This is a genomic window from Actinoplanes sp. SE50/110 (assembly GCF_900119315.1).
GTDB lineage: Bacteria > Actinomycetota > Actinomycetes > Mycobacteriales > Micromonosporaceae > Actinoplanes.
On the sequence record NZ_LT827010.1, the window covers coordinates 5,018,272 to 5,030,250 of the forward strand.

Here is an 11,979-nt window from a genome sequence, read left to right on the forward strand (position 1 = left end):
CCCCGCCGGGTGGCAGACTTCCAGGGTGTCGCGGACGGGTGGGTTGCTGCTGGTGCTGGACGGGAACAGCCTGGTGCACCGGGCCTACCACGCCAGTGACGGTTCGCCGGAGCCGGCGCCGGCGCTGCGCGGCCTGGTCGGCTATCTCGCGCGGGCCGCCGCCCAGCTTCGGCCGGACGCGGTCCTGGTCGGCTTCGACTGCCCGCACGATTCGGCCCGGCGCACCGACCACCCGGATTACAAGGCGCACCGCCCGGCCAAACCGGCCGAGCTGACCCGCCAGCTGCAGATCGCCCCCGACCTGCTGCGGGCCGCGGGAGTCGGCACGGTCGTGCCGCCGGCCTACGAGGCGGACGACGTCCTGGCCAGCAGCGCCGCCCTGGCCCGCTCGCTGGGCTGGCAGTCGGTGCTGATGACCAGCGACCGGGACGCGTTCGCGCTGATCGACGACACCACCTCGGTGTTGCGCATCCGCAACGGCGGCTTCGACCGGTCGGTCCTGGTCGACGCGGCGTCGCTGGCCGCGGCGTACGGCGTGCACCCGTGGCAGTACACCGACTTCGCCGCCCTCCGCGGCGACCCTTCGGACAACCTTCCCGGCGTACGCCGTTTCGGGGCTCGCACCGCGGCCCGCCTGCTCACCGCGTTCGGTTCGGTCGACGCGGCGTGGCAGGCCGACGTCGCGGCGCTCCGCGAGGCGGTCGGCGAGCTGGCCGCGACGGCGTTGCTGGAGCCGGCCGCCCGGGAGGCCGTCGACCGGAACAGGCGACTGATGCGGATGCGCCACGACCTGCCGGTGCCCAGCCTGGAGACAGCCCGGCTGCCGCTGGACTACCTGGTGATCCGCCGCGCCCTGCGCGAGCACGGCATCAACCTGGGCCCGTCGCTGTGGGCCCTGGTGGGCGGCGACGCCCCGGCGCCGTCGCTGCTGGAGCAGGAGCCGCCCGAGCCGCCGCCCGCCTGGGCCGCCACCCTCAAGCCGCGGGTTCTGCACGGCTCGATGTCCGGCCGCCGCGACCCCATCCCGGGCCAGACCGCGCTTTTCTGAGCCGGGCGGGTTACCGTCGGCGGTGACGAACGGGGGCTCGCCGATGCGTACCGTCCCTCTCCGCTCCGGCACCGTCGAGTACGACGACAGCGGTGGCGCCGGCCCGGTTCTGGTCTTCCTCACCGGCATCCTGGTCGGAGCGACCCTCTGGCGGCATGTCGTCGCCGACCTGCGCGCCGATCACCGCTGTGTCGTCCTGGAGGTGCCGCTGGGCGCCCACCGCCTGCCGATGAACCCGGACGCCGACCTCAGCTCCCGCGGCCTGGCCGGCCTGGTCGCCGAGTTCCTGGACGCCCTCGACCTGCGCGGGGTGACCCTGATCGGCTGCGACTGGGGCGGCGCGCAGCTGGTCGCCGGGTACGGTTTGAGCAGCCGCCTGGCCCGGCTGGTGCTGCTGCCGCAGGAGTCGTTCGACAATTTCCCGCCCGGCCTGCCCGGCAAGGCCCTCCACCAGTCGTCGAGGATCCCCGGCGCGACCTTCCTGGCCCTGCAGACGCTGCGGATCCGCGGCCTGCGCCGCTCCCCGATGAACTTCGGCCTCATGTCGAAACGCCCGGTCCCGGCCGACATCATGGACGATTGGTTGCGGCCGTCCCGCACCTCCCGGCCGATCCGGCGCGATCTTCACAGATACCTGCGTACGACGAGGGCCGCCGAGTATCTCGACGCGGCCGCGCTGCTGTCCACTGTCGACCATCCGGCCCTGGTCCTGTGGGCGCCGGAGTCCCGGATGATGCGCGCGGCCAACGGCGCCCGCCTCGCCGAGATCCTGCCGCGGGGCCGGCTGGTCGAGGTCCCGGACGCGTTCACCCTCATCCCGGAGGACCAGCCCACCCGGTGCGCCGCCCACCTGCGTGAGTTCGTCGCCACCACCTGAGATCCGTGCCGCGGCGCGTGCCCGGTCTCGTCCCGGCGGTCAGCGTCTGCCGCGGCTCGGGCGCCTCGGCGCCGGCGGTCCCCTGATCGAGTCCTCGGGGGAAGCCTCAACTGGCGGTTCGCGCCGCCGACTGGAGGTGCTGCCGGAACGCCGGCTGGTCGCAACGGTAAGCGGGCAGGCAGTCATCAGTCGCTAGAGAGGCACCACTGTCGTGTACACGTATCTGGACTCGGTCGTCGATGAGTCGCCTGCCCCCGCTGCGCCCTACCGCACACCGGTCAGCGCCGAGCCGCTCAAGGTGTATCAGAAGCGGCCGTTCCTGATCGGCCTCGGCAGCGTGGCGCTGGCAGCCGTTGTCACGCTGTCCGTTCTGTACACGGGCGCCCTGGGCGACAACGGCAGGCTCTCGGACCAGAACAACGGTCTCGTCGCGCAGAGCACCGTGCTCGCCCAGCAGAAGCACGCGACCGAGCAGGAGCTCGCGAGTACCCAGACGCAGTTGACGAGCACGAAGGACGATCTGCAGACCGCCAATGACGACCTGGCATCGACCAGGAGTGAGCTGAAATCCGCCCAGGCCAAGCTGAGCTCGGCATCCAGTCAGATCGGCGACTGCCAGCACGCGGTGACCGGCCTCCTGACGGCGGGCCAGACCCTGGCGGAGGCGGGGAAGCTGACGGCCGAGGCGATGTCCTACCTGATCGACGGCGACTACGACACGGCGACACCGCTCATCGAGGAGGGGACGGCGAAGGTCAGGAGTGCCACGGCCTCGATCAAGTCCCTCAAGGCGGAGATCGGTTCCTGCGCCACCTCCTCCTCCGCGGCCTGACCGGCGTCCGGCCGGGCGCCCCGGTGGGGGTTCGGCCGTTGCTACCGGTGCGAGTCCTCCAGCTGCGAGCCGGCAACCGCGGCCAAGCGAAGTTTCGTCTCGTCCGGACTGCCCGGCGTGGCGGTCATGATGACGATCTTCAGGCCGGTCCCCCCGCCGCTGAGAACATCACAGTCGACCGTGACCGGGCCGACCGTGGGATGGTGAACGGTCTTGCGGTCCTCCCGATGGGCGCCGACCGCGCCGGACGCCCACAGCTCGGCGAATTCCGGGTTGCCGCCGGTGAGGTCCCGGATCAGATGCGCCAGCCTCCGGTCACGCGGGAAACGGCCGGTGGCTCCGCGCAGGTCGGCCACGATCGCCGCTTTCGTGGCGTCGCCGTCGCGGGAGAGGACGGGCCATCGGGACAGCCGTGGCGTCGCGCCGGGCGCCGTGGGGAACGTGTCGAGCGCGAAGTTGCGCAGGGCCGGCGGCACCGCCGCCGGATCGCCCAACAGGGCGGCCCAGCCGCGGTTCCACCAGATCAGCTGCCAGTCGGCGGCGAAGATGGCGGTGGCGGCATCGCCGAGCCGGGTGGCGACCCGCTGCACGCCCGGCGGGATGTGGTCGCTGATCCGGTCGTCCGCCGGCGGCGCCAGGCGCGACAGCCGGAACAGATGGTCCCGCTCCGCGACGCTGAGCTGCAGCGCCCGGGCCAGGGCCGCGGCGACCTGGGACGACGGCGTGGTCGCCCGACCCTGCTCCAGCCGGACGACATAGTCCACCGACAGGCCGGCCAGCTCGGCCAGCTCCTCGCGGCGCAACCCGGCGGTCCGGCGCGCCCGCCGGGCCGGCAGCCCCGCCGCGGCCGGCGACAGCCGGTTCCGCCAGGCGCGGATCGTCGCGCCGAGCCCTGCCCCCTCCGTCGTCATGTGCCCATCGTCGCGCACCGCACCGCCACGAGGGTGGTACTGATCGTCCTACCGTCGCGACGTCCCTGGCTGCCGTCGGGCCGCCCGGCGAATCATCGACGCCATGACGATCACCTTCATCACCGGGGCCAACCGGGGCCTCGGCCGCGAGACCGCCCGCCGCCTGCTCGAACTCGGACACACCGTCATCGTCGGCGCCCGTGATCCACTGCTCGGCGCCGCGACCGCCGCGGCACTGGGCGCCCGGTTCGTCCAGATCGACGTCACCGATGACGCGTCGGTGGCCGCCGCGGTGGCGGCCGTCGAACAGCACGAGGGCTCGATCGACGTCCTGATCAACAACGCCGGGGTGCACGGGCCGGTCGGCGATCCCGGCGCCCTGACCGCCGCCGACATGCTGGGCGTCTTCGACGTCAACCTGTTCGGCGTGGTCCGCACCACGACCGCGTTCCTTCCCCTGCTGCGCCGCTCGCCGGACCCGGTGATCGTCAATGTCAGCAGCGCGATGGGCTCGCTGGCCGCCACCCACGACCCGGCACGACCGGAGGCGGGTGTGGTGGCTCCCGCGTACACGTCCGCGAAGGCGGCGCTCACCATGCTGACCACCCAGTACGCCAAGGGCCTGCCCGGCATCCGGATCAACGCCGCCGATCCCGGCTACACGGCCACCGACCTCAACGGCAACAGCGGCCCGCAGACGGTCACCGAGGGCACGGACGCGATCGTCGCGCTGGCCACCGAGGGTCCGGGGCACGGTTCCGGTCGGTTCGTCGACCGGCACGGTGAGATCACCTGGTCCTGACCTTCGGCGGGACCGCGAGCACCGGCCGGCTCAGCGGGGCAGACGCACGGTGATCCGGGTGCCGGGGTGGTGCGCCGGGTCGTGGGTGACGGTGCCGCCGTGGGCTTCGACGAGCGCCCGGACCAGGGCCAGGCCGAGCCCGGTCCCGGTGACGGCGGTGTGCCGGGCGTTGCCGGCCCGGTGGAAGCGGGTGAACAGGCCGGCGCGGTCCGCTTCGGGGATGCCGATGCCGGTGTCGGTGATCGCGAGTTCGGCGACGTCGCCGCGGTCGGCGGACAGGGAGATCCGCACGTCGCCGCCGCGGGGGCTGTACTTGATCGCGTTGGACAGCAGATGGTCGACGATCTGGCGCAGCCGGCCGGGGTCGCCGTCGACGACCAGGGACGGCGGCAGATCGGTGTGGATCTCGATGTCGTCGGGGTGTGGGGCGGCGGCGAGCGCGCCGGTGACGACGGTGACCAGGTCGGTGGCGCGTTTGTGGAGCGGGTGGTGGCCGGATTCGATGCCGGCCAGGTCGATCAGTTCGTCGATGATGCGTTGCACCGCGGTGGTGCTGCGGGTGACCGTGGCCAGCATCTGCCGGGTGTCCGGGTCGACCTGCGGGTCGTCGGCGAGCATGCTGGTGCAGGCCAGCACCGTGGTCAGCGGGGTGCGCAGCTCGTGACTGATCAGGGTGAGGAAGTCGTCCTTGGCGCTGGCCAGCTGCAGGTCGAGTTCGGCGGCCCGGCGGCGGGCCAGGAGCCGGCCGATCTGTTCGGCGATGTCGGTGAGCAGGCCGATCAGCGGCGCGTCGTCGTGCTCGCCGAGGGCGCTCAGGCAGACGAGCACGGCTAGGGCGGTGTCGTTCTCGCAGATCGGGATCGCCACCGCGGTCCGCAGGTCGCGGTGGACGGCGGCGGCGATGAAGTCACGCAGCCGCGGGTCGGTGGAGGTGGTCGTGGCGAGGTCGGCGATCCAGATCGGCCGGCCGGTGGCCCAGGCGGTGCCGACCAGGCCGGGGTCGTTGCGGGTGAGCCGTTGCGGGATCAGATCCTCGATGTGTACGCCGGGGGCCTCCCAGTGGCCGGCCGGGCGGGCGACGTCGGCGACGTCGTCGATGAGCCAGAGTCCGACGTGCTGCCAGCCCAGCGCCTCGCCGACGGCCGACAGCAGCCGCGGTGCCGCCTGCTCCACCGTGTCGCTGCTGTTGAGGATGCGCGCCACCCGCAGCTGACAGTCGCGGAAGCGTTCGTTGCGGCGCCGGCCGGTGATGTCCAGGACGGTGGAGACCGCGCCGAGACGGTTGCCGTCGTGGTCGTGCAGGGGTTGCCCGTTGACCAACAGGTAGCGGTCCGGTGCGCCGGGGGTGCACAGCATCGATGCGGCGTCCCGCACCGTCTCGCCGTTGAGCGCCCGGGTCACCACCAGTTCGTCGGGGGCGATCGGAGTGCCGTCGAGGTGGTGCACGCGGGCCAGGCCGGCGGTCAGTGCCTCCTCCCGGGAGATGCCGTCGTGCAGGCCGAACAGGTGCCGCATCATCCGGTTGACCACGACCGGGCGGCGATCGCGGTCGCAGGCCACCACGCCGACCTGCAGGCTGTCGAGCAGCGCCTCGATGAACGCCTGCTGCACCTGGGCCTGGGCCGCGACGCCGGCGGCCGGCTGCGGGCCGGTGCCGCGGTGGTCGGTGCACAGCAGGTCCATGGCCGCCTCGGCGGACGGGGTGCCCGCCGGGATCGGGCCGAGCATGTCGGCGATGTACGTGAGCCGGGTCAGGTCCGGCGCGGTCCAGGAGCGGTGCGCGATGTCGATGACGGTGATCGCACCGACCGGCTGGCCGTCGGTGTCGTGCAGCGGGATCCCGGCGAAGGACCGGACCCCCCACTGCCGGACCACCGGATGCTCGCGCAACCTTTCCTCGGCGAGCGTGTCGTCCACCGCGACCACGTCGTCGGCGCAGACCACGAACGCGCAGAGGGAGAACTGCAGTGCGGCGCGCCGCGTGGCGGCGAACGGCTCCGGCAGTCCGAACAGGCCGAGGAACTCCTCCTCGCCGCCCTGCACCAGGGTGACGACCGCCATCGGCGTCCGCAGCATCCGCGCCGCCATCCGGGCCATGCCGTCCAGCGGCACCGGCAGGACCGGCAACTCCCGGCGTGCGCTCGCCACGGCTCGCAGCCGTTGCGGCGAAGTCAGCACCGCGACGTCGAGTTCCGGCACTTTTACCACCAAAAATTAGGACTTACCGGACAATTTGTGCGATCGTAGAGCCCGTACCCGGAAAAGTTCTGCAACACGCCGCGCGGGCAGCGGACCCGGTTAGCCTGGAGAGAGCCGCACCGCCCGTTTCCCCCGGATCGGCGTCCGCCAAAACCACCGGGGGTGACTGATGTCAGCGGACACGGAAATACCCGACTCCCAGGCCGTGCTGGCCGCCGCCCTGGACGCCTACCTGGCCTTCGACGCCACCGGCCGGGTGGTGGCCTGGAATCCGGCCGCCGAGACGACGTTCGGCTACCCGCGGGCGCAGGCGGTCGGCCGCTCGATCGAGGAGCTGATCGTGGCCCCCGGGGCGCGCGAGGCCGGCCGGGCGGAGCTCGCGTTGCTGACCAGCGGCCAGCCGGGGCAGACCCGTAACCGGCGGCGGCAATGGTCCGCCTGGCACGCCGACGGCCACGAGATTCCGATCGAGATGACGCTGACCGCCACCGACTCGGCCACCGGCCGGTTGTTCCACATCTTCGCCCATGACATCACCGCCGAGCATCGGGCCGGCCGGTTCACCGCGGTGGAGGCCGCCGTCGCCCGCGGGCTCGCCGAGGCGGACTCCAGCGACACGGCCGCCGAGCGGGTGGTCGAGGCCCTCGGCGTGAAGATGGGCTGGCCGGTGACCGAGCTGTGGGTGGTCGACGACGACAGGCAGCTGCTGAACTGTCTGGCCCGGCACGTCGAGCCGGGCCGGCGGCTGCACAACTTCGCCGTCGACACGCTGGAGCTCGGCGTCGCGCTGCCCGGCCGGGTCTGCGCCGAGGGCACTCCGCAGTGGATCCCCGACCTGACCGCCGACACCGGTTCGCTGCGCAGCCGCGCCGGCGCCCGCATCGGGTTGCGGGTGGCCGTCGGCGTCCCGCTCTGCACCGGCCAGCACGTGTTCGGCGCCCTCTGCGTCTACGGCAACCGGGTCGAGGATCCCGAGGACACCCTGATCGCCCTGCTCAGCGGCCTCGCCGCCCAGATCGGGCAGTACGTGCAGCGGCGCCGCGCCGAGGAGCTGACCATCGAGCTGGCCCGTACCAAGGACGAGTTCCTCGCCATGGTCACCCACGAGCTGCGCAGCCCGCTGGCGGCCATCACCGGCACCGCCAGCCTGCTCGACGACGAGATCGACGACCTGAGCCCCGACGAGCGGCACCACTACCTGCGGATGATCACCCGGAACGCCGAGCGCCTGTCGGTGATGGCCGAGGACCTGCTGGATCTGGCCCGGCTGGAGTCCGGGAGCCTGGGCATCAGCCCCGTCGGCACCGACCTGTGCGAGATCATCCGGCAGTCGTTGCAGGCGGTCACCCCCGCGGACAAGGACCTGACGATCGTCGCCCGGCTGCCGGAACGCCTGGACCTGTACGCCGACCCGGGCCGGCTCCGCCAGGTCGCCGACAACCTGCTGTCGAACGCCGTCAAATACACCCCCGAGGGCGGGACGGTCACCGTGACCGCCGCGATGGACGACAGTGCGGAGACGGTCACCTGGACCGTCGCCGACACCGGCATCGGCATCCCGTCGGCCGAGCGGCCCCGGTTGTTCCGCCGCTTCTACCGCGCCTCCACCGCCCTGGACCGCCGCATCCCGGGCACCGGCCTGGGCCTGGTCATCGCCCGGGCGATCGTCGAACGTCACCGCGGCACCATCACCCTCGCGGACCACAGCGGCCCGGGCACCACCTTCGCCATCGAGCTGCCGGTCAAACCGGCCCCCGGCTAGTACGGCAGCCGCCATTCGTGAGGTGACCTCCGATCCCGCGGGAACGAGGACGGCCACCGCTTGATCGTCTGTGCGTTGTGGACGGGTGTGCAGCTCCAGCGACCGTCCGGTGACCCCGAGGTGGGGGTAGCCGGCCGGCGCGGCCTGCGCGTGGCCGGGCGACTCGATCTCCGGGACCCCGCCGCGCTTCGCGCAGGGGCAGGCCGGTGGCCGCGCGCAGCGCCTGCCACAGCGCGGCGAGCACCCCGCCGAGCTGCTCGGGCGCCGCGACGGTCGTGGTCCGGTCCAGGACGAACTCTCCCGGCGAGGCGGTCAGGGCGAGGGGGCGTGGGATCAGCAAGGCGGGGACCTAGCCCTTCACGGCGCCGGCGGACATTCCGGCGACCAGGTTGCGCTGGATGAACAGGAAGAACACGACGACCGGCACGGAGAACACCGCCGAGGCGGCCATCTGCCCGCCGAAGTCGGTGCCGGTGTGCGGATTGCTGAACGACGCCAGCCAGACCGGCAGCGTGTACCGGCTCTGGTCCTGCATGAACGTGTAGGCGAACAGGTAGTCGTTCCAGGCGGCGATGAACGCGAAGATGCTGCTCGCGATGACGCCCGGGGCGACCAGCGGGAACAGCACGCTGACCAGGGTCCGCCAGGTGGACGCGCCGTCGAGGTGGGCGGCCTCCTCGACCTCGGCCGGGACGGCGACGAAGAAGCCGCGCATCACCCAGATCGAGAACGGCAGCACGGTGGCCACGTAGGCGAGGATCAGCGCCAGATACGTGCCGAGCAGGTCGACGCTGTTGAACATGGCGAACATCGGGATCAGCAGCGCGGTGCCGGGCAGCATCTGCACGGCCAGGATGACCACCATGACGGTTCGCCGGCCGGCGAACCGGAACCGGGACAGCGCGGCCGCGGCGAAGGTGCCCAGCACGACCGAGAGCAGCACGGTCACCGCGACCACGATGACGCTGTTGCGCAGGTTGGTGAGAAACTGGTCCTGACCCAGCGCGCGGCTGAAGTTGGCCAGGGTCGGGTGCATCGGCACGAAGTGCGGGGTGGTCGTGCTCACCTCGGAGCGCGGCTTGAACGCGGTGTTGACCATCCAGTAGACCGGGAAGATCCAGACCAGGCAGAAGACCGCCGCGAGGGTGGTGACGATCCGGCGTCCGCGGTGGCTCACAGGTCCTCCCCCGAGCGGAGCAGGCCACGGATGTAGACGGCGGTCAGCGCGAGCAGCAGCGCCGTGGTGACCACCGAGATGGCCGCGCCCTGACCGATGTGGAAGCCGACGAACGCCGTCTTGTAGGTGAAGACGCCGAGCGTGGCGGTGTCGTCGCCGGGTCCGCCGCGGGAGAACAGCCAGATCTGGTTGAACACGTTGTAGTCCCAGATCACCGACAGGATGGTGACCAGCAGCAGGGTGGGCCGCAGGTGGTTGAGGGTGACGATCCGGTACACCGCGAGTTCACCCGCACCGTCGAGCCGGGCCGCCTCGAGATGCTCCTGGGGCACCTGGGTCTCCGCGGCGTTCACGGTGAGCGCGATGAACGGCACCGCCTGCCAGACGATCAAGAGCCAGATCGCGGTGTACGCCAACGCGGGGTCCTGTGCCCAGTTGAGATCGGTGGTGTCGCCGAAGACCCGCGCCTGGCCGAGCGCCCAGTTGAGCACGCCGTAGCCGGGCTGGAAGAGCCAGTTCCAGACCAGTGCGGAGGCCACGTTCGGCATCGCCCAGGCGACGATCAGCACCACGGTCACGGTGTGGCGCCAGCCGCGGTCGAGCCGGGTCAGCAGGTGCGAGACGCCCATCCCGATCAGCACGCTGCCGGCCACCATCGCGACGGTGAACAGCACGGTGCGCACCAGCGAGGTCCAGAACGCCGGGTCGGCCAGCAGCTCGGCGTACTGGTCCGCGCCGACGAAGTGGTAGGTGCCGGTGAACAGGGTGCGCTGGTCGTAGTCGGTGAACGAGGTGAAGATCAGGAAGCCGAGCGGCGCGAGGGTGACCGCGGCCAGCACCAGGCCGGCCGGGCTGAGCAGCCAGAACGGGGCCAGGGTGCGCCGCCGTCGGGCCGGGCGCGCGGCGAGCGGGGGTGGTGCGGCCGGCGTGGCGCCGGCCGCGTCCTGGAGCACGGTGGTGACGGGCACGACGGTCACTTGCCGCCGGCGAGGGTGGACTCCAGGTGGGCGTCGAACTCCCGGCCGGCGTCGGCCGGCGACCTGGCGCCCGAGACCACCGTGGCGAACACCTGGTTGATGCTCTTGTCGCCCTCCAGGGTGGGCCACTGGGCGGCGGCCGGGGTGGCCTTGGAGGTCAGCGCCGCGGTGAAGAAGCCCTTCTGCTGCTCCTTGAGGCCGGGCTGGGCGGCCTGGATGCCCTCGGTGCTGTTCGGGATCCAGCCGTCGTTGCCGAACACGTACCTGTCCTGCACCGACGGGCTGGACGCGATCTTCACCCACTGCAGGGCGAGATCCGCGGCGTCGCTCTTGGTGGCGATGCCCCAGTCGGAGCCGCCCAGCATCACCGGCTGCGCTCGGCCCGAGACGCCGGGCAGGGGGAACGTACCCAGATCCTCGGCTTTGATCTTGGGGTTGTCCTTCTGGATCAGACCGATCGAGCCGGCCGTGGAGAGGATGGTCGCGGTCTTGCCGTCGGCGAACACCTGGTTCTGGTCCGGGGTGATCGTGTCCAGGGCCTGTGAAGCCTTGCTGGAGTAGGTGTTCTGGAAGGTCTTGAAGTCGGCCAGGCCCTTCTGCCCGGCCGGGCTGGAGAAGCCGCCCTTCCAGGTGCCGCCCTCGTCGCCGGCGATGTCGCCGCCGGCGTCCCAGATGAACTGCATGCCCGCGTACCAGTACTGCCCGGGCAGGTAGAACGGCGAGAAGTCGGCCGCCGGGTTGGCCGCCCCGAGTTTGTCGAGCGCAGCGGTGAGCTCCGCGTACGTGGTGGGCGCCGCGGTGACGCCGGCGGCCGCCCAGGTCTTCTTGTTGTAGATCACCGCGCGTGCCCCGGCGAAGCCCGGCACGGCGTACAGGTGATCGTCGACGGTGGCCGGCTCCTCCAGCCCGGCCAGCCACCGGTGGCCCTGCTTGAGGTCGGCGGCGTACGGGGTCAGGTCGAGCAGGCCGCCGTTGGCCGCGAACCCGGGCACCTGGGTGTTGCCGAGGTCGAGCACGTCCGGGGTGCCGGTGGTGGAGAGCGCCGTGCTGATCTTGGTGGTGACCCCCTCCCACTGCTGGATCTGGAGGTCCACCCGGGCCCCGGTCGCCTGGGTGAATTGGTTGTTGATCGCCTTGAGGGTGGCGTCGGTGTAGTCGCCGTCCATCACCCACACGGTGAGGGTCGCACCCTCCCCGCGGGTGGTCGGCACGGTCTTCGGCTTGCCGTCGTCGCCGGTGGCCGACCTGCCGCCGCCACCGCAGGCGGTGACGGCGAGCAGCGTCGCGGCGCACACGGCGGCGGCGGCGAGATAGCGGCGTTCATCCATGGCTTACCCCTCGGGTACTCATCGATCAGGAGCGAAGGAGCCCGCCCTGCGGCCGGTCATCCTTTT

The 11,979-nt window shown here is 71.9% G+C and carries 10 protein-coding genes; 5 read left to right on the top strand and 5 right to left on the bottom strand.

The features are described from left to right. Nucleotides 1-25: 25 nt before the first annotated feature. From ACSP50_RS22490 to ACSP50_RS22500, 3 genes are all read left to right on the top strand, one after another. Entirely contained in the window at nucleotides 26-1,048 is a 1,023-nt protein-coding gene (locus tag ACSP50_RS22490; protein WP_099343844.1) for a 5'-3' exonuclease H3TH domain-containing protein, read from the top strand. A 43-nt stretch (nucleotides 1,049-1,091) separates the two neighbouring features. After that, nucleotides 1,092-1,925 carry an alpha/beta fold hydrolase gene (locus tag ACSP50_RS22495; protein ID WP_014691573.1) on the top strand — a complete coding sequence of 278 codons (834 nt, stop codon included), beginning with the start codon at nucleotides 1,092-1,094 and terminating at the stop codon, nucleotides 1,923-1,925. Between the two features lie 211 nt (nucleotides 1,926-2,136). Next, nucleotides 2,137-2,757 (top strand): hypothetical protein, encoded by a 621-nt coding sequence (locus ACSP50_RS22500; protein WP_014691574.1) that lies wholly within the window; start codon nucleotides 2,137-2,139, stop codon nucleotides 2,755-2,757. Nucleotides 2,758-2,798: 41 nt separating this feature from the next. Here the strand turns inward: ACSP50_RS22500 and ACSP50_RS22505 are convergent, their stop codons facing one another. Further along, nucleotides 2,799-3,668 carry a helix-turn-helix domain-containing protein gene (locus ACSP50_RS22505; RefSeq protein ID WP_043511954.1) on the bottom strand — a complete coding sequence of 290 codons (870 nt, stop codon included), beginning with the start codon at nucleotides 3,666-3,668 and terminating at the stop codon, nucleotides 2,799-2,801. Nucleotides 3,669-3,771: 103 nt separating this feature from the next. Here ACSP50_RS22505 and ACSP50_RS22510 point away from each other — a divergent pair, with 103 nt between their 5' ends. Next, complete coding sequence (locus ACSP50_RS22510) at nucleotides 3,772-4,470, top strand: SDR family NAD(P)-dependent oxidoreductase (RefSeq protein WP_014691576.1); 699 nt, start codon at nucleotides 3,772-3,774, stop codon at nucleotides 4,468-4,470. 30 nt (nucleotides 4,471-4,500) lie between these two features. Here ACSP50_RS22510 and ACSP50_RS22515 read toward each other — a convergent pair whose 3' ends face one another. Next, nucleotides 4,501-6,669 carry an ATP-binding protein gene (locus ACSP50_RS22515; RefSeq protein ID WP_014691577.1) on the bottom strand — a complete coding sequence of 723 codons (2,169 nt, stop codon included), beginning with the start codon at nucleotides 6,667-6,669 and terminating at the stop codon, nucleotides 4,501-4,503. A gap of 169 nt (nucleotides 6,670-6,838) precedes the next feature. Between ACSP50_RS22515 and ACSP50_RS22520 the strand changes: the two genes are divergently transcribed. Next, complete coding sequence (locus ACSP50_RS22520) at nucleotides 6,839-8,431, top strand: ATP-binding protein (protein WP_014691578.1); 1,593 nt, start codon at nucleotides 6,839-6,841, stop codon at nucleotides 8,429-8,431. A gap of 349 nt (nucleotides 8,432-8,780) precedes the next feature. Here ACSP50_RS22520 and ACSP50_RS22525 read toward each other — a convergent pair whose 3' ends face one another. The 3 genes from ACSP50_RS22525 to ACSP50_RS22535 are packed head-to-tail and all read right to left on the bottom strand — an operon-like array spanning nucleotide 8,781 to nucleotide 11,913. After that, a complete protein-coding gene (locus ACSP50_RS22525; RefSeq protein WP_014691579.1) occupies nucleotides 8,781-9,608 on the bottom strand; it encodes a carbohydrate ABC transporter permease in 828 nt (275 codons plus the stop codon). Then, nucleotides 9,605-10,585 (bottom strand): carbohydrate ABC transporter permease, encoded by a 981-nt coding sequence (locus ACSP50_RS22530; RefSeq protein WP_014691580.1) that lies wholly within the window; start codon nucleotides 10,583-10,585, stop codon nucleotides 9,605-9,607. Before ACSP50_RS22530 ends, ACSP50_RS22525 begins: the two co-directional genes overlap by 4 nt. Then, complete coding sequence (locus ACSP50_RS22535) at nucleotides 10,582-11,913, bottom strand: extracellular solute-binding protein (protein ID WP_014691581.1); 1,332 nt, start codon at nucleotides 11,911-11,913, stop codon at nucleotides 10,582-10,584. The genes ACSP50_RS22530 and ACSP50_RS22535 overlap by 4 nt, the downstream gene beginning before the upstream one ends. Nucleotides 11,914-11,979: the final 66 nt, after the last annotated feature.